Origin of the sequence: Mycobacterium shigaense (genome assembly GCF_002356315.1) — a bacterium.
GTDB lineage: Bacteria > Actinomycetota > Actinomycetes > Mycobacteriales > Mycobacteriaceae > Mycobacterium > Mycobacterium shigaense.
Window position 1 is genome coordinate 3374256 of sequence record NZ_AP018164.1, and the last position, 22019, is coordinate 3396274.

Genomic DNA, 22019 nt, shown 5'->3' on the forward strand with positions numbered 1-22019 from the left:
GTGACTGTGCAGGACGATAAAGCAGCTGGCCAAGCCGAGTACACCGACAAGACCGAGGTCGATGAGACCGAGGACGAGGGTCGGGCCGACGGTGGCCAGACCGAGAAGCCGGAGCCGGACGAGGAAGACAAGAAGCAGGCCTCCGAAATGATGGTGGCCTACGAGGACCGCCCGACCGTGGTGCTGCCGGGCTCGGGGGGAGCCGTCTCGGGGACCGCGGTCAACGACTGGCTCGACGACGACGGCAACCCGAAGTACAACAACGAGGTCGACGGCGGGGGCGAGGACGGCCCAAGCGACGAGGACAAGCAGGCCCAGATCGAAAAGGACAAGGCGCTCAACGAGGAACTCCGGAAGGCCGCGGCCGAGGAGAACAAGGGCGAGAAGCGCCAGCCATGACGTCTAGCTGTGCCCAATCCCCGGAATTGACAAGTTGATTCCGGGGATGTGTGGGATGGGCGGAATCGCCGGGATCGGGATGCGCGGCGGCACCGGCGGTGCCTGCGGCAGCTGAGGTACCGGCGGCGGGGGTGCCTGCGGCGGCGCGGGAACATCCGCGGGAGGCTGCGGGATGTCCGCCGGGGGCGGCGGGATGTCCGCCGGGGGTGGTCCCGCATCCGCGGGTTGGGCGGGCGCAACTTGCGGTGCCACCTGAGGTGGCGCCGACGGCGGCGCGGGATTCGCGGGTGCGGACTGCGGCGCGCCGGCGCTGGCCGGTGCGGGAGCGGCCGGCGAGTTCGCGCCCGGTGCCGGGTTCGTGACGGCCTTGTCGCCGGAAAATCCGATCGCCACCGCGATGCCGACCAGCAGCACGGCGACCGCCGTCCCGAGCCCCACGATCCCGGGCAGCCGATGCCACGGCAGGATCGAGTTCCTTCTCTTCTCCCGACGCGACTCGGCGTTGGCTTCGAAGTTCAGCGCCGGGCGCGCCGACGTGTAGCCCGACCCGGCCGGCATACCGCGCGAATTGTCGTCGGCCTCCGACCACGCCAGCACCGGCATCATGCTCGACACCGGCTCGGCCGACCGGATCTGGGTCCGCGCGGAATTCCCCTCTTCCACCGCCAGTGGCGCCACCGGCACGATCGGCGCCGCGGCCGAGGCCGCACCAAGCGGCGCGGCCGGCGTCAGGGCCGTGGCACTCGTATCGCCCGGCCCTCGGGACGCCCGCAATGCGGCCCCGATCGCCGCGGCCAGCTGGGGGCGCAGCGTCGTGACCACGGGGACCCGGAAATGTCCCGACAGCATCGTGGTGACCGCCGGGACGTGCGCCCCGCCGCCCACCGACACCACCGCGACGAGATCGCGAATTGCGTTGCGCGTCAACGTCTCATCCAAGGCCGAGACGAAATTACTCAGCGAGTCACGGATCGCGTCGTCGAGTTCGTTTCGGGTGAGCCGGACATCGCCGCCCACGCCGGGTAGCTCCGTGGCCAGCGTGGTCGCGGTACTCGACGACAGTTGTTCCTTCGCGACTCGGCAGGCAACACGCAGCCGGCTCAGCGAACCGATCGCCGACGTGCCGGACGGGTCGAATCCCCCGGTGCTCGGCACGTTGGCCAGCACGGCCGTCAACACCGCCTGATCGATCAGGTCGCCGCAGAAGTCCTGATGCCGCACAGTCGGCACCAACGGCCGATAGTCGCCGGCCGCGTCCATCAACGTGATGCTCGTTCCGCTGCCGCCGAAGTCGCACACCGCGACGGTGCCGCGCGCCGGTATGCCCGGGTTCGCCCGCACGGCGAACAGCGTCGCCGCTGCGTCCGGGATCAAGGTGATGGGTCGCGCCGGGCTCGACCATTCGGTCACGCTGCTCAGCGCCGAACCGAGTGCCTCCACCGCGGGAGTTCCCCAGTGCGCGGGGTGGGTGACGGCGAGGCTTGCGGGCAGGGTGTTGTTGCCGTTCGCGGTGTAGGCCAGTGCGCGCAGCGCGTCGGCCAGCAGGACCTCGCTGCGATGCACCGAGCCGTCGGCCGCCACGATGCCGATCGGGTCGCCGACCCGGTCCACAAAGCCGGTGATCACCAGGCCCTGTTCGTCCAGCCTCGGGTTCTCCGACGGCACGCCGACCTCGGGCGGGCGCTGCTGATACAGCGTCAGGACGGGCTTGCGTGAAACGGCGTGATCTGCGGTGACGGCTGCCAGGTTGGTAGCGCCGATCGAGAGCCCAAGCGCGGGCGTAGCTCCGTCTGCCATTGGTCCAATCCCCGTGTTCAGCGGAATGCCCCCGCATCCGCATAACCCGAAATTCTGCCGGTTGTACCTATAGCCACTCTCTGCCCTGGCTATGCGCGCGCTGTGTGACGAAACGGCCGCACGCTCAGCGGATGGTGCCGGCCCCCGGGATCAGGGGCAGGTCCAGCGGGGTGACCCAACCCGGCCGCAGGTCGTTGACCGCCGGCACGGCATTCAACGCTCGCAGCCCGGTCGCCAGGCAGCCGGCCGCGGCGGCGTCTCGGCCGGAGCCGTCGGTGAACCGGAACGCGGTCTCCTGGAAGATGCTCGGGGTGCCCTCGATGTCCACGCGGTAGACATCGTTGTCGTGACCGGTCGGCCAGTCCGGCGCGGCGTCGAGGCCGATGCGGTTGACATGCTCGAGCTGGATGCGGGTCTCACCCTGATAGACGCCGTTGATGGTGAACCGGACGGCAGCGACGTGACCGGGCTTGATGACGCCCCGGGCCGAATTGCGCTCGGTGGGCGTCACCCACTTGTCCCACGTGGTGGTGATCTCGTCGAGCGCGATGCCGGCGGCGTGGGCGATCATCGGCACGGTGGCGCCCCACGCGAAGATCAGCATGTCGCGGTCTTCCAGCATCGGCTTGAATTCGGGCTCGCGGCCGATGCCCATCTCGAATTCGTAGTCGCCCTCGTAATTCGTGTAGTCCAGCAGCTCGGACGCCCGCACCTTGCGGATCTCCGACGTCAGCCCCATCAATGTCATCGGGAACAGGTCGTTGGCAAAGCCGGGGTCGATGCCGGTGGTGAAACAGGACGACTGACCCAGCTCGCACGCCTCGGTGATCGGCGTAATCCAGTTAGGCGGGTTGAGGTGCATCGTCGGCCAGACCCACGGCGTCATCGCCGTGGAGCACACGTCGATACCGGCCCGCAGGAAGGCGGTGATCAGCTTGATGTTCTCCTTGGCGTGCATCGCCGTCGGGCCGTAATGCACCAACGCGTCGGGCTTCAACGCGATCAGGGCGTCGATGTCGTCGGTGGCGACAACGCCCACCTTCTTCGGCAATCCGCAGATGTCGCCGACGTCGCGTCCGACCTTGCCCGGGTTGCTGACGCCGACGCCCACCAACTCGAAGAGCGGGTGCTTGACGATCTCGGGGATCACCATCCGGCCGACGAAGCCGGTACCGAAGACCACCACACGCTTTGCGTCGCTGCCCGACATACTCACCTTCCGATCGTCAGCCCCCGCTTCACCCTAAGCGCGCGATTCCGTCGCCTCTAGCACCTCGTCCCGCTAGGTGACACGATGCAAACCATGACGAAGCATCTGTGCGCTCTGTTCGCCGTCGGCTTCGGGTTCGCGAACGCGTGCGCAGTGGCTCACGCGGACGGCTTCCCGAAGATCCGCTACGAGGTCAACGGTCCCGCCGTGGCCACCTACATCTCGTATCAAACCGACACCGGCCAGCAGCATCAGGTCAATGCGCCGCTGCCGTGGTCGACGGAGTTCACCGCCTTCGGCGGCCAGGTGTTCGTCATCAGCGCGCAGGGGCCGGGTCCGATCTCCTGCAAGATCACGATGGACGGCAACGTGGTCAGCAACGCGACGGCAACCGTCGGTGCCCCCGCAAGAACCGTCTGCACGCACTGATTCCGGTCTAGGCTCAGCGATGTCAGCTCTTCGAACCTCTTTCAAAGGCGAAGGGAGGCCTAGGTGAGCCTCGAGACTGGTATTGCGACACGTCCGAACGGGACGCCGCCGCCCGAGATTCCTCTTGCCGACATCCAACTTCAGTCGCTCGACTTCTGGGTGCGCAACGACGACGTTCGCGACGCGGCGTTCGCCACCTTGCGGCGGGAAGCCCCGATCTCGTTCTGGCCTGCGATCGAGTACGAGGGGTTTGACGCCGGCAGCGGGTATTGGGCGCTGACCAAGCTCGACGACGTCCACTTCGCCAGCCGCCATCCCGACATCTTCAGCTCCGCCAGCGGCATCACCATCGCCGAGCAGACGCCGGAGCTGGCCGAGTATTTCGGGTCGATGATTGTGCTCGACGATCCGCGACACCAGCGGCTGCGCTCGATCGTCAGCCGGGCCTTCACCCCGAAAGTAGTTGCCCGCATCGAGAACTCGGTACGAGAGCGAGCACACCGGTTGGTCACCTCGCTCAAGGCGAACCATCCCGACGGCCAGGCCGACTTGGTCAGCGAACTCGCCGGCCCGCTGCCGCTGCAGGTGATCTGCGACATGATGGGAATCCCCGAAGAGGACCATCAACGAATCTTCCACTGGACCAACGTGATTCTCGGTTTCGGCGATCCCGATCTGACATTGGATTTCGAAGAGTTCTTACAGGTGTCCATGGACATCGGCGCCTACGCCACCGCGCTCGCCGACGACCGCCGGTCCAACCATCACGACGATCTGACCACGGCCCTGGTCGAGGCCGAGGTCGACGGCGACCGGCTCACCTCCCAGGAGATCGCGTCATTCTTCATCCTGCTCGTGGTCGCCGGCAACGAAACCACGCGCAACGCGATCAGCCACGGGGTGCTGGCATTGTCCCGTTTCCCCGAGCAACGGGACAAGTGGTGGGCCGACTTCGACGAACTGACACCCACCGCGGTCGAGGAGATCGTGCGGTGGGCGTCCCCGGTGGTCTACATGCGGCGCACCCTGACCCGCGATTTCGAGCTGAGCGGCGTCCGGATGGCGGCGGGCGACAAGGTTGCCCTGTTCTACAACTCGGCCAACCGCGACGAATCGCGCTTCGACAATCCGTGGGCCTTCGACGTCGCGCGCGACCCCAATCCGCATCTGGGCTTCGGCGGCGGCGGCGCGCATTTCTGCCTGGGCGCCAACCTGGCTCGTCGTGAGATCCGCGTCGTGTTCGACGAATTGCGCCGGGAGATCCCCGAAATCACCGTGACCGAGAAGCCGGCGCGCCTGCTGTCGCAGTTCATCCACGGCATCAAGCGGCTGCCGGTGGCCTGGACGCCTCCGCAGGGCGGCTTGGTCTGACCAGATGACCGTCCCCGCGTTTCCCGCTCCCGAGGTGCTGGCCGCGCGACAGAAACTCGTGCTAGACCACTTTCACGACGAGGTCCGCCAGGACTGGGACGACGTGCTGGCGACGTTCCCGCATCCGCGCTACGAGCTGATCCCGCAGCTGGTCGTCCACGACGGAAACGACGCCGTGCGCGGCTACTACAACTACACCCGCACGGCATTTCCCGACCAGGACCACGAGATCATCGCCTTGCGGCACAGCGCCGACGCGGTGATCGTCGAGTTCTGGTTGATGGGCACGCATCGCGGCTTTCTCGGCAAGGTCCCGCCCACCGGCAGCCGCTTCCGGGTTCGCATGACCGCCTACTTCGTCTTCGACGACACCGAAACACTTGTCTGCGAACGCATTTACTTCGACACGCTGACGATGATCAAGCAGCTGCTGGGTGGCCTGAACCTGAAGAAGCCGTCCAACTGGCTGCTGGCCGCGCGGGCCGTGCGGGGGCTGCTGTCGATGTCGTCGGAGCAGCCGGACCCGGCGTTGACGAATACCGTGCCGCCGGCGCTCGGCGAGGGCTAAGCTCCCGCCATGAAGGCGCGGGCTTTCGCGACGATCTGCGGCGTGGCCGCCGTCGCACTGCCGACCGCCACCGGCAACGCCACACCACCGCTGAGTTCACACACCGAGAAGTGGATCGACCTGCAGACCGGCGAGTGCGTCGCCGACCTTCCGCCCGCCGACCTCAGCCGGGTGACGATCACCGTCGTCGATTGCGGCACAGCGCATTTGGCCGAAGTCTACCTGCGCGCGCCGATGGCCGTCGACACCGCCATCGCCAACGTAGCCAATCACGACTGCACCGACGGGTTCGCCCCCTATACAGGTAAATCCCTTGCGGGCAGCCCGTTTTCGATCACCTACCTGATCGATTCGAACCAGGATCGCACCGCGGCCAATCCCCTGCCCAGGACGCTGATCTGCCTGCTGCAGGCCGCCGGCGGTCAGCCGCTGACCGAGTCCGCGCACCGCTGAGCCGTCAGCAGCCGAGCTGCGCGGCGAGGTCGAGGAAGTCGGATGCATTGACGTCGAACTCGTCCGAGTAGGCGACGTCCGCGTCGCCGTCCGCGCCGAATTCCAGCGGCCGCGTGACGAACGCCGTGCGGAAGCCGAGATCGCCGGCGGCGCGGATGTCGTATTTGTGGCTCGCCACCATCATGATCTCCCCGCGATCCAGGCCCAGATAGGTCGCCGCCATCCCGTAGGCGGCTGGGTCGGGCTTGAACACTCCGGCCATCTCCGCGGTGAAGACGGCGTCCCACGGCAGGCCCGCCCGCTTGGAGATGTTGACCACCGCCGACACATCGGCATTCGACAGCGTGGCCAACGTGAACCGGCTCTTCAGCCGGGTCAGGCCGGGCACCACGTCAGGCCATGCCTTCAGCCGCTGCCAGGCCGACGTGAGTTCCTCGCGTTCGGCACTCGAAAATCCCGCGAGGCCGCACTCGTCCAGCACAGGGTCGAGGGCGTCGCGATAGACCGAGTGCACCGAGACCCAACGGTCGGCGCCCGCGGACGCGGCCTCCAGCGCGACGAAATAGCCCGTGCGCCAGCGCCGCACCATGTCGGGCCAATTGACGCCCGCATGCCGGCCGGCGCTGATCCGCCGCGCCTCGTCGCAGATCGTCGATAGAAAATCCGTCGCCGTTCCCTGCACGTCGAACAACAACGCTTGCAGCACGAGCTTCATCATGGCCCGGGCCCGCCGAACCGGGTGTCGCGGGTCGCATGGTTGGATAAAATCAGCTCAGTCGAAATACTTGCCCCTCAACGCCCTGCGAGGTACACCGTGGCCGATCACACCACCGATACCGCGGAAGAGCACGAGATCGACTACCGATTCACCATGGCAAACGAGCGGACGTTCCTGTCCTGGCAGCGCACAGCGCTGGGACTGCTCGCCGCGGCGGTCGCCCTGGTGCAGCTAGTTCCGGAGCTGGCCGTCCCCGGCGCACGCCGCCTGCTCGGCATGAGCCTTGCCCTGCTGGCGGTCCTCACCAGCGGCATGGGCCTGCTGCGCTGGCAGCAGGCGGGCCGCGCCATGCGCCGCGGCGACCCGTTGCCCCGGCACCCCTCACCCGCCTATCTCGCGTTCGGCCTGACGCTGGTCGGGCTGATCGCGCTGGGGCTCGTCATTCTCAAGGTGTTTACGCATTGACCCGGCCGCAGGCCGACCCGCGGGCCGCAACGCTGCCGGCCGAGCGGACGGTATTGGCTTGGACCCGGACGTCGTTCGCGTTCCTGGTCAACGGCGTGTTGCTGACCCTGAAGGATTTACGCGGCGTGACGACGATGGCGGCGCTGCTGCTGGCGGGCGTGGCCGGCGCGGCGGCGGTGACCACTTACGCGATCGCCATACGGCGCCAACGGATCCTGCAGCAGCGACCGATGCCGCCCGACATCACCCCGCGCCGTCAGGTGTACCTCATCGGGATCACCACGTTGCTGCTCATCGCGATGACGATGATCGCCCAGCTGTCCCGTTAACGCCGAAGCCCGCTGGCGTGATCAGCCGGTGGTTCCGGGGACCAGTTCCGCATCGCGCCCGAGGGCACGTCGCTGAACACGGCCGAGGTCGGGCCGTTCAAGAAGGAGGCCTTCCGGATCGCGATGGCCGCCGGCGTACCGATCGTGCCGATCGTGATTCGCAACGCCGAGACCATCGCCTCGCGCGACAAGTCACTCGAGATCACTCCGGGCACCGTGGATGTCGCGGTGCTGCTGCCGATTCCGGTCGACGGCTGGACGCTGGAGAACCCGCCCGACCACATCGCCGAGGTACGTCGGCTCTACCTCGACACGCTGGCCGATCGGCCGAAGGACGTGCCGGCCGCCTGGCGCGTCAGCCGGCCTTCGCGTTCAGGAACGCGACGATCCCCTGCGTGACCGCCGCCGCATACCGCGCCCGGCCGTCGGCGCTTTCTATCAGCGCGGCATCGCCGGCGTTCTTCATGTTCCCGAGTTCGACGAGGACGGCCGGGTACTGGGCCAGGTTCAGGCCGGCGAGATCGGCCCGCCCGTAGAGCCCGTCGGATCCGAGATAGGTGGACGGGTGAAAGCCCGCTTGGGCCAGGGCGTCGCACATGGTGTGGGCCAGCTGCACGGCGGGGCCGGCTTGCACGTCGTTCAGCGGCGGGTCGGAGTAGTTCACGTGGAACCCGCTGCCGGAGGCCGGACCGCCATCGGCGTGGATGCTGACGATTGCATCGGGCCGCATCGCGTTCGCCCGCGCCGCCCGTTCGTCGATGCAGGGCCCGACGCCGTTGTCGCTGTCGCGCGACAGTTGGGCGCGAACGCCCAGCTGGCTGAGCGAGTCGTTGATCAGGCTGACGACGACCCAGTTGAACGCGTGCTCCGGGTAACCGTCGTCGGTGGCGGTGCCCATCGTGTTGCACGGCTTGGTGCCGCCGCGGCCGTTCGGCACCAGCTGCGCGATCGACGCGTCGTACACGCCGTTGTGGCCCGGGTCGAGGAAGACGGCCGATCCGGCCACCCCGGCCACCGCGCGCGCGGCGTACGCGGTCGCGGCGGTCAGCATCGCCGGGCCGGCACCGGCGGCTTTCAAGACGTCGCGTCTCGAAAGTGATCGTTGCGGATCACTCATCGCGTGATGGTAGCAACGCGGATCTCCCGGAAGCCTCGCGGCGGTCGCATCTTCTGAATCCTGCTCTGCGCGTGGCCTTTTCATCGACCTCCCCCGCTCCCAGGCAGCCGAGTGGCGACCGACCAGTCGCCCGACCCAGACTTTAGAGAACTGTGAGTGTCGGCGTTTCGACTTGTACCCACGTCCACGTTGTGCACGAATGATTGTGAACGGATTCGTAATCATGTTTGGAATGCATTGCTATGGGCACATATCGCGGCATGATCACCGGTCACCTGACTCGTCTTGCCACGCCCCTCGTCCTTACAGCGTGCAGCCTCGGCGGCGCCGCGCTGGTCCCCGCGGTCGCGTCCGCGGAGCCGTGTCCCGATGTGCAGGTGGTGTTTGCCCGTGGCACCGGGGAGGACCCGGGCGTGGGGCCGACCGGGCAGGCGTTCGTCGACCAGCTGCGGGCGCGCGAGCCGGGCAAGTCCGTGGAGGTGTATCCGGTCAACTACCCCGCCAGCAATGAATGGTCCACCGGCCTGGACGGCATCAGGGATGCGGGCGCGCATGTGGTGTCCGAGGCCGGCGCCTGCCCCAACACCAAGATGGTGCTGGGCGGCTACTCCCAGGGTGCGGCCGTGATGGGCTTTGTCACCTCGGCCGCGGTGCCCGACGGCATCGACCCCGCGACCGTGCCCAAGCCGCTCTCGCCGGACATCGCCAACCACGTCGCCGCCGTCGTGCTGTTCGGCATGCCCAACGTGCGCGCCATGAACTTCCTCGACCAACCCCCGGTCGTCATCGGGCCGACCTACCAGGCCAAGACCATCAAGGTGTGCGCCCCCGAGGACCCGGTGTGCTCCGACGGACTGAACTTCTCCGCCCACGACACCTACGCAGACGACTCCAACATCGTCGACAAGGGGACAGATTTCGCGGCCAACCGCCTGAACTCGTCGCCGTCCACTCCGGCAACCGTGGTGCATTCCCACGACCCCGAGGCCTGAGCCCCCCCCCCGGGGGAGAACATACTAAATAGTATGTTATGGCCGCACGTCCGCGGTCGTCAGCCGCTCCACGTACGGCATCACGGACGAGTTCGTCGCGCGGCTGGCCGAACGCGCCGAGGAGGCCGAACGCCTGCATCGCCTGCCCGCGGCGACGGTCGACGAGTTCCGGCACACCGAGCTGTGCCGGTTGCTGCTGCCGGCCCGGTTCGGCGGCATACAGGCGTCGTTTCCCGAAGTGCTGGAACCGGTTCGGCGGATGGCACACGGATGTTCTTCCAGCGCTTAGACTTTAGGTTCTACGCGCTACACAACTGGATGCTGTCGCCATTCGACCCGCAACCGCGGGAGGAGTGTACGCCGCGGGCCATGTCGTATTCGACTACGACGCCAGCCGAGAGTTGGCCGGGGCGTTGGCCATCGGGGCCAAGATCTCCCCGATCGCGATGGTCTGAGGGTCAGGTGGGGTTGGCCAGCATGAGTTCCAGCAGGCGTTGCTGTGGTGCCGCCTTTTGCGCGTGGACCGCCGAGCCGGCGAGGTGCAGCAGCCCGATCCCGGCCGCGAACGTCAGCTCCGCCCGCAGCCGGGCGTCGTCGGCGTCGAACCCGTAGTCCTGGTACGCCTTGGCGACCGAGCGAACCAGGATGCGGTCGGCCTCGCGAACGTTGGCGGCCGCGACGGGGTCGGTGCGCGCCCATTCCCGCATGGCGCGCTCCAGCATCCAGTGCTGGGGGCTGACCAAGGTATTCATCATGGCGGACAAGCGGTCCCGTGGTGGCAACGTGTCGAGATCGGCCAGCGATTGCCGGTCACGCTCCAGGAACGCGTTCCACGATTCGACGAGTGCGGCGCGGTAGCTGTCCATGTCCTGGAAGTGCCAGTAGAAGCTGCCGCGGGTGGCGCCGATCTGCCGGCAGAGGTTCTCCACTTTCAGCGCGCGTCCGCCCTGCTCGGCGAGGACGGTGTAACCGGCTTGCAGCCAGTCGTCGACTGACAGCCGAGTCGAGGGGGATTTCCGCGCCGTCACACGGCAACGTTACGACGGTGGCACCGGCCCGTCGAGATGCCGTCAGCTCTCGTCGGCCCGCGGAATGTTCGGCAGCCGGGCGGTTTCGTCGAGGTCGACCTCGAGCGCGTTGAGCATCAGCGCCAGACCGGCATAGCGGCTGATCAGCATCAAGACTTCCACCGTGGCCTCGGTGCCCAGGGCCGAGTGCACGGACGCCAACACCAGCTCCGTGACGCCGCGGGTGGTCACCAGTTGGGTGGTCAACTCCAGCACCGCGAGTTCGGTGGCGTCTAATATCGTTGCACGCCAATCGGTGTCGGACGTGACGGCCGCGATCTCGTCGGCGGCGACACCGGCCGTGGGCGCGATGTCGTAGTGTTGGCCAAGCTCGTAGGGGCTGTCCATGAGGTACGCGGTGCGTAGGACGACGAGCTCGCGCAGCCGCCGCGGCAGCACCGGACTGGTCAAGGCGTCACGCCCGGCCTGCATCCAGCCGGTGAACACCTGCTCGGCGTTGGCCAGGACGCGGTAGAGGTTGAGATTGCCGCGCTCCCGGGTCAATTCGCGGGCCCGCTCGGTCATGTGCTCGGGCCGACGGTAGGGCAGGCGGGTCATGCGTCGTCCCCGGTTCCGGGCGCATCGATGTCGAGGTCGACGGCGTTGAGCACCAGCGCCAAGCCGTAGTAGCTACTGACGATCATCAGCAATTCGGTCAGCGCCTCGTCACCGAGCAGGGCGCGGGCGGCGGCGAAGGAGTCGTCGCGCAGCCAGTGCGTTTCGCACAGCTCGGTGACGACGTCGATCACGAGGCGTTCGTCGGGGCTGAAGCCGGCAGCATCGAGGTTCCCGCTGCCGGTCAGCGCGTCGATCTGCTGCGGGGTGAGCCCGGCAGCGGCGCCGAGAACCACGTGCTGCGCGAGCTCGTACGGCGAGTTCTGCAGGTGGCCCACCCGCAGGATGATCACCTCGCGCAGGCGCGCGCTGAAGGTCGGGCTGGCGAAGATCGCACCGGCCAGCTCTGCCCAGCCGTCAAACACGTTGGGGGCGTTGGCCAGCAGGCGCAGCACGTTAAGCGGGCGGCGACCGCCGGTCAACTGACGAACCCGCTCGAGTTGCTGGTCCGTGCTGGCCAGCGGAATGCGCGTCATGGCGTAACTCCCGCGAGGACGAAGGTCCAGTCGAGCGTCACGAAGGGCTCCTCGACCGTCGTTCCGTCCGGGGCGACGCCCGGCTCGTGGTGCACGAAATCGGCCTGCAGCGAGGTCTGGTCGGCAAACACCGCGTCGCGGCCGATGTAGGGATCGTCCTTGAGGAACAGCTGCGTGATCAGCGAGCGGTAGCCGTCGGCGTGGAACCAGAAGTGCACGTGCTGTGGCCGCATGACGGAGCGGTTGGCCGCGCGCAGGATCTCGCCGCAGGGCCCGTCGGTGGGCACGGGGTAGTAGCGCGGCGTGATCGAGCGGTACCAGAAGCGGCCGTCGTCGTCGGTCGTCAGCAGGGCCCGCATGGCGAACTCGCCGTGCAGCTGCTCGGTCAGTTGGACGTCGTAGAACCCGACGCCGTCGCTGTGCCAGGTGTCGACCTGCGCACCGGCGATCGGCCGGCCCCGCTCGTCGACGACACGGCCGGTGACGAACATCGGTGTTCCCGCAACGCCATTGGAGATGTCATCGCCATTCGCGGCGGTCGGCCGCCCCTCGGTGTAGAAGGGGCCGAGCAACGCGGAAGCGGTGGCCGAGCCCCCGGGGCTCTCGTTCATCGTGTCCAGCAGCATGGACAGGCCGAGGATGTCCGACAGCAGCACCACCTCCTGGCGCGTCGGGCTGGAGATCTTGCCGAGCCGCTCGATGAAATCCACTGCGGCGAACCATTCGTCGCCGCTCAGTCGCACGTGCCGCGCGAAGTCGTGCAGGTGCTGCACGAGGCTGACTAGGACCTGGCGGAACCTGTCGTCGGTGGACGTGTCAAAGGTCTGTTGCACGACCGGGGTGATCGTCTGCTCGGTCAGGTTGCTGGACATGTCCGTGCCTTTCCTCGAGGGGCTCACCACAAGCTAGCCGCGGACCTCGCGGCGCGGCGCGAGGGGTAGACGACGATGCCGGCGCTATCGCCGTTACCTCGCAAACTGCGGTGCATCAGTCCGTGGCGCGGCATCGGCCGGTGGACCGGTTATCTCAGTTGGAAGGACTCCCGCGAGATGCGGAAGTAGTGGCCGGTGCCCAAGTCGGTGCAGGTGATGCTCGCAGGCTCGCTGACGCAGGTGAGAGTTGCCGCCGAACGGCTCTCGCCGTATTCGAGAGTCGGCAGTGCGCTGCCGCGGGTGGTGTCGGTGTGACAGGTCATGGCCGGTGAGCTGCCCTGCGCCAGGTCGATCTGGTCGCCGAAGGCGCCTACGCAGTTCATCGGCCGCGGTGGTATCACCCAGGTGTGGTCGATGGCCCACACGACGCCCGAGGTGTGGTGCCGGGGAGCGCCGACATGACGCAGGTGATGTTTCCCGAGGGGGACTGAAACTGGTAGACGGTGTCCGCGTGCGCGGTCGCCGTGCGGCCGACAGCGGCTAGGGCGATCGCCGCCGATGCAACTGTCTTCGCGTCCATGGTGCAGTTGTAGTCCTTGTGGACTCACGTGTCTTCGTCGGCACTGGGGCCGTCGATCTGGACGCCTTCCGAATTGAGGATATCGATGACGTCGACGTCGCCGCCGGCGGCTTTTCCGCTCTTTTCGTACAAGAAGCGCTCCCGGTAGGCCCAATAGGCGGCATCTGCGATTCCGGCGACTGTCTTCCAGTTCAGGGCCGCGCCGATTCCCACTCCGACGACTGGCACCAGCTGCGCAAGCTTTTTCCGCGTCACCGACTGGCCGAAGTTGACGGCGAACCTCTGCGCCACCTTGGCGAACGTCTGCTCGTCGAGTCGGTCCCAATCATCTTTTCGCGCAAGGCTTTCCGTTAGCATCGTAAGGCGTTGGTAGGCGGCGGCTTTCGCTGAGGTGCTCGCCGCCAGCCCCAGTCCGATGACTTGCATCAAGAAGATCTCTTCGGCGGGCTCGCGCGGGTCGTAGCCGTAATAGAGGGCATCCTGGGCCACGACGCCGCTGCAGGCGGTCAACAGCGCGGCGACGTCGAAGCCCATGGCCGCGGCGACTGTGCCCAGTCCCGGGCCGGCCGCGGCTCCGACGGATGCCGCCGCGCCGGCGGTCGCCACGGCCTCGCCGCCGCTGACGGCCAGGCCGGTCGCCACACCTTCGACGGCCGCCGATAGCGAGTAGGCGTGGTGCAGCAGGCCGAAGGACGCCACGTCGTCGACGATCCGCAGGTCGAGCTTCCCGATGTCCTCCAGCTGGGTGACCGGGTGGCCTTTCTCCGCGTACGCGGCAATGACGCGGGTCGGAGACGTCGTGAGGTCACTCGTCTTGGCCATCAACTTGCCCGCACCGGAGGCCGTTGCGTCGAGGAGGGCCGCACCGGGCTTGGTCACGACGGCCAGACCCGGGACTTTCGGCAGCCTGTCGAAGAGCCCCGAGCGCACGTCGTCGACGCTGAAGGGAAGCAGTCGGCGTTGCTGGCGAAGGGCGCGCTCCTTGTGAGCGGCGACCTTCGTGAGCTGGTCTTGCTCGTAGGCAGATAGCGCCACGTGCTGCTCCCTATGACGTCGGTTGCAGCACCATCACAGCACAGCCGCCGGGTGCGAGCGGGCCGGTAGGCCGACGAGGGCGTGCCGCAAGTCCGCGGGCCAGCGGGTTTGGTTGTGTGCGTTGATGATCGAGAGCCAGGCGGCCGGGCTTAGTTGGGTGTGGGTGGTGGGTGGGGTTGGAAGGGTTGGTACCAACACCATTGGGCGCGTTCGCCAGTGGGGCCAGGGCACGGTGGAACGTCGGGCCGGGCCTGGGTCTGCGGGCGCGCCAGCGATCCTGGGTCTAGCCGGTGTCCGTCGCTGTCGGTGACGACGAGTTCGGCGGCGGGCCCGGTCAGGGTGATGGCGCCCTGGTGGTGTTGCCGGTAGTGATACGGGCACACCAGCACCAGGTTGCCCAATTCGGTGGGCCCGCCGTCCTGCCAATGCCGCAGATGGTGGGCGTGCAGACCGGGGGTAGCCCCACACCCGGGCACCCCACACGCCCGGTCGCGGTGCTCGAGCGCGCTGCGCAGCCGCCGGCTGATCAACCGCGTGCTCCGGCCGACACCAATGACCTCTCCATTGCGCTCGAACCAGACTTCACCGGTGGTCTCACAGGTCAGGTAGCCATGCTCGGCGTCGGACAGCAGCGGACCCAGATGCAACGCCGCAGCACCCGTGGTGGCGTCGACGTGCACCACCACCGTGGTGCGTTGCCCGTGGGGTCGGCGCACCGCCTCGACATCCCAGCCCGTCTCGACCAGACGCAGAAACGCCTCCAGGGTGCCCGACAACGGCGGCGCCGTCTCTGACGCGCGCTCACCTTGGCCGCGGTCGCGCTTCCATTCGGCGACCAACGCCTCCCGATGCGACGCCAACGCCGCCTCAAACGTCGCCGCCTGGGCGTGCGGAAGCCGGATGCGCCAACACGCGAACGCCTCATCAGTGGTCTTGGTGATCGACGGCCCCGGTTGCGGCCGAGGTTCGGGGTCCGAGCGCGGTTCCAGCGCGACCGCGGTACGCAGCCGATTAACCGTGACCACCTGCGCCCGCTGCACATAATGATCGTCAGAGCCCTCGGCGGCGCGCGCCGCAATCACCCCGACCTGATCCAACGACAACCGCCCCGCGGCCATGCCCTGGACGCAGCGCGGAAATTCCTCGAGCCGGCCCGCCACCGTGGTGATCGTCTGGGCGTTGCCCGACGACACCCCCAGCTTCCAGGCCATCAATGCCGCCACCGACCGCGCACCCGTCACGCCCCAGAGCCCGTCGCGATCAATCTCAGCGGCAATCTCCACAATGCGCCCATCAATCGCATTGCGCTGACCCACCAACTCCGCCAACTCCTCGAACAACACATCCACACGCCGCGCAACATTTTCGACCAACGGAGGCGCTGCAGGGAACGACATAACGCCATCAAAGCAGAACAGTCCGACAACATTTGGCCAGCGGCTACAGGTGCCCTCACTCCCCAATCAGCACAGCCCAATTGGCCGCCCGCCCACCGCCAGCGTCGCGAGGCGCGGGTGTCAGCGCCACGTCGAGGTCCGGCGGCTCGGCGAGGGACATGATCTTGTCCCGGCATCGGAAGAGGCCGCACGCAACGGTCCTCCGATGAGGCGCGCTCGTTACTGTGTCTCTCTACGGCTTTGACGCACAACGTATTTCTGCTGTGACCGCACGAGCTTGATGGCAGACTACGGCTTGGGCGGCAACGCCTTCAGCCATCCATCCGACAGCAGCTCCAGCAACTGGCCGTCAGGATCCCGGATCATTGCTGCACCCGGGGAAACTGAACCCTGCAGCACTTCTCCCCCGAACTCCGGCACTTTCTCCAGCACCCCGCGCAAATCCGCCACCGACAGTGAAATGTGTGTCAGGCCGACCTGATCCATCGTGCGCTCGGACCCCACGTGCACCTCAAGCTTCGAATAGTCCATCAGCTCAAGCACAAAGCCGTCGCGCACCAGGTAGGTCGCGCGCACTCCTAACGGCTCCGGCAGGCCCACCAGCTGGGCGGTCATATTGTCGGGTGGCTCGAGGTCCCACCAGAACTGGAAGCCGAGCAGGCCCTCGTAGAACCGGCGCGACCGCGCGGTATCCCGGACGCACAGGCCGACGTGGTTGAAGATCGTTCGATAATTGCTCATCGCCCCTACTTCCCGTCGGCCGCCAGAAGCTTAATAATGCAAAGATAGCCACAAAGCAATCACCGACCACCCCACCCGGCGTCAGCCCCAACGCCGTGGTCGACTTCGACCACCATTCGGATGCGTTCAACGAAAACCAGGACGCGGTCAACGCCGAGCTACGGCAAAAATGTCCCGTCGCGTGGAACACCAATTACCAAGGGTTTTGGTACCTCAGCAGCTACGAAGCGGTCAGCCACTCGGCCCGCGATGGCGACACCTTCGCCCACAAATACGAGCCCAACGCCCCCGACGGCGTCGACTACCAGGGTGAGATGGGCATCCCCCGGCCCGACAACCATCCAGCCCTGGGCATCGGCGAAATAGACGGCCCATATCACCTGGCCCTGCGGCACGCGCTGGCGCCGTTCCTCTCCCCCGGCGCCGTCGACAAACTCCGGCCATTCATGGAAGACCGGGCACACCACTTCCTCGACCGACGCATCGAAGACGGGCAGATGGACCTCGTCCTCGACTACGCGACAGCCCGGCGCGCCGATCCGCAAGGCGACCTCACCAGTTTTCTCATCCAGTTCGAGTTCGACGGCAAGCGCCTCGACGACGAGCAGCTGCTCAACATCCTGTGGAACCTCATCGCGGGCGGCGTCGACACCACCACATCCCAAACCGAGCTCATGCTAAGGAATTTGGGCACCCACCCAGAACTGCGGCAGCAGCTGATCGACCACCCCGAGCTGTACCGCACCGCCACCGACGAATTCCTGCGCTACTTCTCCGTCAACCGCTCGCTGAGCCGCACGGTGGCACGGGATGTCGAGCTGCACGGGCAACGCCTGCGCAAAAACGACCGCGTCATCGTCAGCTGGCTGTCGGCCAACCACGACGAAAAAGAATTCGAGCGGCCCGACGACATCATCCTCGACCGCTCCCCCAACCGCCACGTCGCGTTCGGGCTCGGGCCACACCGCTGCATCGGCTCGCACCTGGCGCGCGTGATGTCCGAGGTCATGGCCAAGGCGGTGCTCGACCGCATCCCCGACTACGTCGTCGACGTCGACAACGTCCACCAATACCTGGGCAACCCCGCCATGACCGGGCTGGGCACCCTGCCGATCACGTTCACCCCGAAACCTTTACCTCACAACGGAACCAGCACCGCGTCGAGCTGATCCGAGCGGATGGCGTTGCGTCCCAACGGCAGCCGCACCGCCTGACCGGGCCGCACGTCGTGCACGTGCCCACCGTTCTCCACGCTGGCCTCACCCGCCACGACCACCAGCACACCGCCACCCGCGAGCTCGACCTCCAACGGACGGCCGCCGGCCGGGGCGGTGAGCCGATAGGCCGGCCACCGGTGGCCTGGGTTCTGAACCCGAATCCCGGGTGCACTGGGCAGAGCGCCCGACGTCGGCCGGTCGCGGTGCAGTTCGACTCCGAGCATGCGGATCGGCGCGGCGTTGCCGGGGTCGCCGACGACGCGGTGGATCAGCGGGTGGGTGCGGTGCGGCTGCGCGATGAGCGTGCCGGTGGGCATCGAAATCCAGCCGCCGCCCAACTTACGGGCGAGCAGCCACCACAGCTGGCGCAGCAGCGGCGTGGACCGCCCCGGGCGGGTGCCCGGGTTCTGATGTCCCGGCTCCTCGGAGCGGAACCGCCCACCGGCGGTGACGACGTAGAGGGTGTCGAAGGTGTGGCGGTGAAACAACGTGGCGCCCCCGGGTGGGATCGTGGCCTCGTAGATCCGCACGTCCGCGTCGCCGAACTGCTCGACGTGATGCGGCTCGATGGTCACATCCACCCAATCGACACCGAAATCACTGCCCCTGTCGACGATAGTCATTGTTTCTCAACCCTTTCCGGATCCAACGACCCGACCTGGGTAAGCCAGGCGACGGTGTCGGCAAGCTGTTGTTTCAGCGGCGTATGGTTCAGCCCGAGTTCCTCGCGGGCCACTCGATCGTCCACCCGTAGGTCCCCGACCGCACGCCGATACTTGGGAATCGTCAATTCCGGCTCGCGACCGGTGAGCACGGAGGTGGCGGTCGATGCCGCACACAGCAGGGCGACCACCAGTCGCGGGGCCACCCGTGTCGTCTGCGGTTTGCCCAGCAGCTCCTCGATGGTGTTGACGACCTCTTTGAAGGACGCCCAGACCCCGCCTCGGCCCGGTCGGTGGGCCGGCACAACGCCGTGACGTGCCAGCCGTCGGCAACGAGGCGTTCGGCCTAGATGACGGCCGACGAAACCGGCCGCTCCGGTGACATAGGCGGTGCGAGGCATGAAGTCCTTAGTGGTGCTGGCTTCGGCAGAGGCTCACCAGGCATCCGACCACGTTTCAGAACCGCCACGACAGGGGCGGAAGTCCCTGCGCCGCGCGGCCGAGCGAGTTACTTGACCGGCGATCGACTGAGGTCCAATGTCGGGTACATGACCATCGATGACGACCCCGGTCACGACGCTGGACGACCGCAGCACCCGCTCCGACGAGTCGACGTGGCCGTTGCTGATGATCTTCAGCCGGTGCGGGCGGACCTCGTAGACGACGCCGTCGACCGGGTTGGTGACCTCGAATCCGTCGCCGACGTGCTCGGCGTTGGACAGTTCGATGTGGGCGCCGTCGCTGATCCGCTCGCCGCGGTAATAGTAAGTCCCGATGAGGTTTTGGCACACCACCGCGAGCGACTTCGCGGTCCGCACGACAGCGGCCGGCGGATTGCGCGGGTCGCAGCGCGCCGATTCGCCAACGAAGCCCAAGCCGTCGGCGCCCTTTAGCGGGTGCGATAGCGTCGGCGTCTTCGGTGGCGGCGGGGCCGAGGGCGCCGGTGCGGCGCTCGCCTGTGGCGGCAGTTGCGAACCGGTGTGATCGTCGCCGAATACCGATGCCACCGCCGCTAGTAAACCGGCGACCAACGTCGCCACCGCCGCGCCGATCAGCACGAGCCGCGCATCGACCCGGCGCGCCAGAGATGCGGGCGTGGTCTCCGCGGGCAACGGTTCGGAGAGCGCCCGGAAGGGACGCGTCCGAGGAAGGGGCAGCTGCCCCGCGCCGGCCCCGACCGGCTCGAAGACCGGAGCGACCACCTCCCTGGCCGCCCGCGCGAACTCCCCCGCCAAGGGATACCGTGCCGCGGGCTGCTTCGCCATCCCGATTGCGATGACGTCGTCGAGCCCCCGGCCGATCCCCCGGCGCATGATGCTGGGCCGCGGCGGCGGCGAGAACAGGTGCGCGTCGCGCACCTCGTGTCCATGGAACGGCGTCTCGCCGGTGAGGCACTCGTAGAGTACGCACGCCAGGGAGTGCACATCGACCTGCGGCCCAATTCGGCCGCCGCGCAACCGTTCCGGCGCCGTGTAGGCCCAGGAACCCGAACGCTCGACGCCGAAACCGGTCAGATACGCGAAATCGTCGCCGGTAAGTAGGATGTTTTCCGGCCGGACGTCGCGGTGCACCAGCCCGGCCGCGTGGGCGGAGTCCAGCGCACGGGCTACCTGCCCGGCGATCGACACCGCGCGCGAAGGTTCCAGCACACCCTGCTCGCGCAGCAAGTCCCGCAGGCTGCCGCCCTCGACGAGTTGCATGTCGAGGAAAAGCTCCCCATCGATCTCGCCGGAGTCGTGCACCGGAACGACGTGCGACTCCCGCAGCTGGGCCACCAGCCGGGATTCGTGCCAAAAACATTGCCGAAAACCGGCGTCCCCGGTGAACCTCCCGCGCAACAGCTTGAGTGCGACCATCCGATCGTTAACCGTGTCGTAGGCCCCGTAGACCTCGCCGGTGTCGCCCGTGCCGAGCAGTGAGCGCAGCTCGTAAGGCCCCAACCGCGTGCCGAGCCGGGAACGGTGCGAGGAGAACAATGCGCGTCCCTTCCGCCAACTCGAAAACAGTCAGCTCCGCGGGTTCCCGCTTTCGCCGTAGACGTAACGTGCGCCTGCTCACGCCGGCGGCGATAGAGTGCGTGCATGAGCGACACAGCGGCGCGGTTCGCAGACATCGTCGGCGGCAACCACCTGCTGACCGGTGATGCGATCCCCGAGGACTACTGGCACGACGAGGTCTTGACGACGGCACCGCAACGGCCGGCCTACGTCGCCAAGCCGGCCACCGCAGAGGAGGTCGCCGAGCTGCTGAAAACTGCTACAGCACACCAGGTTCCGGTGACCGCACGCGGATCGGGCAGCGGCTTGTCCGGCGGGGCGGTGCCGGTCGAGGGCGGGCTGGTGATCTCGTTCGAGCGGATGAACGCCGTCCTCGAGGTCGACACCACGAATCAGGTCGCTGTTGTCCAACCCGGCTTGACGCTCAACGAGCTGGACATCGCGACCGCCGAGTCCGGGCTGCGATACATGGTGCACCCCGGCGAGCTGTCGTCCAGCGTCGGAGGCAACGTCGGCACGAACGCCGGCGGCATGCGTGCCGTCAAGTACGGGATCGCCCGGCAGAACGTCCTGGGCCTGCAGGCGGTGCTGCCGACCGGCGAGATCATCCGCACCGGCGGCAAGATCGCGAAGATCTCCACCGGCTACGACCTGACTCAGCTGATCGTCGGCTCCGAGGGCACCCTGGCGCTGGCCACCGAGGTAATCGTCAAGTTGCATCCGCGGCTCGACCACAGCGCCACTGTGCTGGCCCCGTTCACCGACTTCGACCAGGTCATGATCGCGGTGCCGAGGATTCTCGCCAGCGGGTTGGTGCCCTACATCCTCGAGTACATCGACAACCTGACGATGGCCGCCCTGGTGCACACCCAGAAGCTCGAACTCGGGGTCCCCCACAAGATCCGCGACAATTGCCAGGCGTATCTCGTTGTGGCGCTGGAAAACCGGACGGCCGACCGGCTGGACGAGGACGTCGAGCGGACCGGCGAGCTGCTGGCCGAGCTGGGCGCGCTCGATGCGTATGTGCTCGAAGGCGGTTCGGCGCGCAAGCTGATCGAGGCGCGCGAGAACGCGTTCTGGACGTTGAAGGCGATGGGCGCCGACGACCTGATCGACACCGTCGTGCCGCGCAGCGCCATGCCGAAATTCCTGTCCGGAGCGCGAGAGCTGGCGGCGGCCGTCGGCGGCGCCGCGGTGGGCTGTGGGCACGCCGGCGACGGCAACGTGCACCTGGCGATCATCTGCAAGGAAGCGGGAGCTCGCAAGAAGATGCTGGCCGACATCTTCGCGCTGGCAATGGAATTGGGCGGTGCGATCTCCGGCGAGCACGGCCTGGGCCGCGCCAAGAGCCCGTATTACCGCAAGCTCGAAGACCCGGCCAAGATCGAGCTGATGCGCCGGATCAAGCAGAGCTTCGACCCGGCCGGCATCCTCAATCCCGGAGTGGTGTTCGCAGCGGAATAGGCTGGCGCCAGTTGTCGCTCAGAGGCGGGCAAATCGTCACTCGTCTCG

Annotated in this window: 25 protein-coding genes and 2 pseudogenes; 12 read left to right on the plus strand and 15 right to left on the minus strand. The window is 67.4% G+C overall.

Features of this window, described 5'->3' with window-relative positions; translation table 11 throughout:
* Positions 1–6 precede the first annotated feature (6 nt).
* A complete protein-coding gene (locus MSG_RS26200; protein WP_373421155.1) occupies positions 7–399 on the plus strand; it encodes a hypothetical protein in 393 nt (130 codons plus the stop codon).
* A gap of 3 nt (positions 400–402) precedes the next feature.
* Here the strand turns inward: MSG_RS26200 and MSG_RS15825 are convergent, their stop codons facing one another.
* A complete protein-coding gene (locus MSG_RS15825; RefSeq protein ID WP_096441057.1) occupies positions 403–2196 on the minus strand; it encodes an Hsp70 family protein in 1794 nt (597 codons plus the stop codon).
* Positions 2197–2320: 124 nt separating this feature from the next.
* Positions 2321–3406, minus strand: a complete 1086-nt coding sequence (locus tag MSG_RS15830) for an NAD(P)H-dependent amine dehydrogenase family protein (protein ID WP_096441058.1) — start codon at positions 3404–3406, stop codon at positions 2321–2323.
* A gap of 93 nt (positions 3407–3499) precedes the next feature.
* Here MSG_RS15830 and MSG_RS15835 point away from each other — a divergent pair, with 93 nt between their 5' ends.
* From MSG_RS15835 to MSG_RS15850, 4 genes are all read left to right on the plus strand, one after another.
* Positions 3500–3835 carry an MmpS family transport accessory protein gene (locus MSG_RS15835; protein ID WP_181159174.1) on the plus strand — a complete coding sequence of 112 codons (336 nt, stop codon included), beginning with the start codon at positions 3500–3502 and terminating at the stop codon, positions 3833–3835.
* A gap of 63 nt (positions 3836–3898) precedes the next feature.
* On the plus strand, positions 3899–5206 hold the full coding sequence (locus MSG_RS15840; RefSeq protein ID WP_096441060.1) for a cytochrome P450: 1308 nt from the start codon (positions 3899–3901) through the stop codon (positions 5204–5206).
* A gap of 4 nt (positions 5207–5210) precedes the next feature.
* Positions 5211–5774 carry an ester cyclase gene (locus MSG_RS15845; protein WP_096441061.1) on the plus strand — a complete coding sequence of 188 codons (564 nt, stop codon included), beginning with the start codon at positions 5211–5213 and terminating at the stop codon, positions 5772–5774.
* A 9-nt stretch (positions 5775–5783) separates the two neighbouring features.
* Positions 5784–6227 (plus strand): hypothetical protein, encoded by a 444-nt coding sequence (locus MSG_RS15850; protein ID WP_096441062.1) that lies wholly within the window; start codon positions 5784–5786, stop codon positions 6225–6227.
* Positions 6228–6231: 4 nt separating this feature from the next.
* Here MSG_RS15850 and MSG_RS15855 read toward each other — a convergent pair whose 3' ends face one another.
* A complete protein-coding gene (locus tag MSG_RS15855; protein ID WP_162899315.1) occupies positions 6232–6942 on the minus strand; it encodes a haloacid dehalogenase type II in 711 nt (236 codons plus the stop codon).
* A gap of 99 nt (positions 6943–7041) precedes the next feature.
* Between MSG_RS15855 and MSG_RS15860 the strand changes: the two genes are divergently transcribed.
* The 3 genes and pseudogenes from MSG_RS15860 to MSG_RS15870 form a co-directional block, all read left to right on the plus strand.
* Positions 7042–7410 (plus strand): YidH family protein, encoded by a 369-nt coding sequence (locus MSG_RS15860; RefSeq protein WP_232011045.1) that lies wholly within the window; start codon positions 7042–7044, stop codon positions 7408–7410.
* Positions 7407–7739: a DUF202 domain-containing protein gene (locus tag MSG_RS15865; protein WP_096441064.1), complete on the plus strand. Its 333-nt coding sequence runs from the start codon at positions 7407–7409 to the stop codon at positions 7737–7739. Before MSG_RS15860 ends, MSG_RS15865 begins: the two co-directional genes overlap by 4 nt.
* A gap of 51 nt (positions 7740–7790) precedes the next feature.
* Positions 7791–8138, plus strand: a pseudogene (locus MSG_RS15870) (lysophospholipid acyltransferase family protein); the annotation flags it as partial.
* On the opposite strand, the gene MSG_RS15875 reads toward MSG_RS15870, so the two are convergent.
* Positions 8095–8856 (minus strand): Rv3717 family N-acetylmuramoyl-L-alanine amidase, encoded by a 762-nt coding sequence (locus tag MSG_RS15875; RefSeq protein ID WP_096441066.1) that lies wholly within the window; start codon positions 8854–8856, stop codon positions 8095–8097. The pseudogene MSG_RS15870 and the gene MSG_RS15875 sit on opposite strands and share 44 nt — an antisense overlap.
* 242 nt (positions 8857–9098) lie before the next feature.
* On the opposite strand from MSG_RS15875, the gene MSG_RS15880 reads away from it, so the two are divergent.
* Entirely contained in the window at positions 9099–9848 is a 750-nt protein-coding gene (locus tag MSG_RS15880; RefSeq protein WP_096441067.1) for a cutinase family protein, read from the plus strand.
* A 28-nt stretch (positions 9849–9876) separates the two neighbouring features.
* Positions 9877–10194: pseudogene (locus MSG_RS15885) on the plus strand (acyl-CoA dehydrogenase); the annotation flags it as partial.
* Positions 10195–10306: 112 nt separating this feature from the next.
* On the opposite strand, the gene MSG_RS15890 reads toward MSG_RS15885, so the two are convergent.
* The 8 genes from MSG_RS15890 to MSG_RS15925 form a co-directional block, all read right to left on the minus strand.
* Entirely contained in the window at positions 10307–10876 is a 570-nt protein-coding gene (locus tag MSG_RS15890; protein ID WP_096441068.1) for a TetR/AcrR family transcriptional regulator, read from the minus strand.
* Between the two features lie 42 nt (positions 10877–10918).
* Entirely contained in the window at positions 10919–11473 is a 555-nt protein-coding gene (locus MSG_RS15895; RefSeq protein WP_096441069.1) for a carboxymuconolactone decarboxylase family protein, read from the minus strand.
* The gene (locus MSG_RS15900) at positions 11470–12006 is read right to left on the minus strand and encodes a carboxymuconolactone decarboxylase family protein (RefSeq protein WP_096441070.1); all 537 of its coding nucleotides are present in this window, start codon (positions 12004–12006) and stop codon (positions 11470–11472) included. Before MSG_RS15900 ends, MSG_RS15895 begins: the two co-directional genes overlap by 4 nt.
* The gene (locus MSG_RS15905; RefSeq protein WP_096441071.1) at positions 12003–12878 is read right to left on the minus strand and encodes a dioxygenase family protein; all 876 of its coding nucleotides are present in this window, start codon (positions 12876–12878) and stop codon (positions 12003–12005) included. Before MSG_RS15905 ends, MSG_RS15900 begins: the two co-directional genes overlap by 4 nt.
* Before the next feature lie 149 nt (positions 12879–13027).
* Positions 13028–13261: a hypothetical protein gene (locus MSG_RS15910; RefSeq protein ID WP_142404479.1), complete on the minus strand. Its 234-nt coding sequence runs from the start codon at positions 13259–13261 to the stop codon at positions 13028–13030.
* A 221-nt stretch (positions 13262–13482) separates the two neighbouring features.
* Entirely contained in the window at positions 13483–14493 is a 1011-nt protein-coding gene (locus MSG_RS15915; RefSeq protein WP_096441073.1) for an EcsC family protein, read from the minus strand.
* Between the two features lie 149 nt (positions 14494–14642).
* The gene (locus MSG_RS15920; protein WP_096441074.1) at positions 14643–15890 is read right to left on the minus strand and encodes an HNH endonuclease signature motif containing protein; all 1248 of its coding nucleotides are present in this window, start codon (positions 15888–15890) and stop codon (positions 14643–14645) included.
* Between the two features lie 288 nt (positions 15891–16178).
* Positions 16179–16631: a VOC family protein gene (locus tag MSG_RS15925; RefSeq protein ID WP_096441075.1), complete on the minus strand. Its 453-nt coding sequence runs from the start codon at positions 16629–16631 to the stop codon at positions 16179–16181.
* 44 nt (positions 16632–16675) lie between these two features.
* On the opposite strand from MSG_RS15925, the gene MSG_RS15930 reads away from it, so the two are divergent.
* Complete coding sequence (locus MSG_RS15930; RefSeq protein ID WP_096441076.1) at positions 16676–17800, plus strand: cytochrome P450; 1125 nt, start codon at positions 16676–16678, stop codon at positions 17798–17800.
* Here MSG_RS15930 and MSG_RS15935 read toward each other — a convergent pair.
* The 3 genes from MSG_RS15935 to MSG_RS15945 all read right to left on the minus strand — a co-directional run bounded on the left by MSG_RS15935 (position 17770) and on the right by MSG_RS15945 (position 20486).
* On the minus strand, positions 17770–18471 hold the full coding sequence (locus MSG_RS15935; RefSeq protein WP_096441077.1) for a cupin domain-containing protein: 702 nt from the start codon (positions 18469–18471) through the stop codon (positions 17770–17772). The two genes, MSG_RS15930 and MSG_RS15935, sit on opposite strands and share 31 nt — an antisense overlap.
* Positions 18468–18815: a Rossmann-fold NAD(P)-binding domain-containing protein gene (locus tag MSG_RS15940; RefSeq protein WP_096441078.1), complete on the minus strand. Its 348-nt coding sequence runs from the start codon at positions 18813–18815 to the stop codon at positions 18468–18470. Before MSG_RS15940 ends, MSG_RS15935 begins: the two co-directional genes overlap by 4 nt.
* A 129-nt stretch (positions 18816–18944) precedes the next feature.
* Entirely contained in the window at positions 18945–20486 is a 1542-nt protein-coding gene (locus tag MSG_RS15945; RefSeq protein WP_096441079.1) for a serine/threonine-protein kinase, read from the minus strand.
* A gap of 105 nt (positions 20487–20591) precedes the next feature.
* Here MSG_RS15945 and MSG_RS15950 point away from each other — a divergent pair, with 105 nt between their 5' ends.
* Positions 20592–21971, plus strand: coding sequence for an FAD-binding oxidoreductase (locus MSG_RS15950; protein WP_096441080.1), 1380 nt, complete (start codon positions 20592–20594; stop codon positions 21969–21971).
* The last annotated feature ends 48 nt before the right edge of the window (positions 21972–22019 follow it).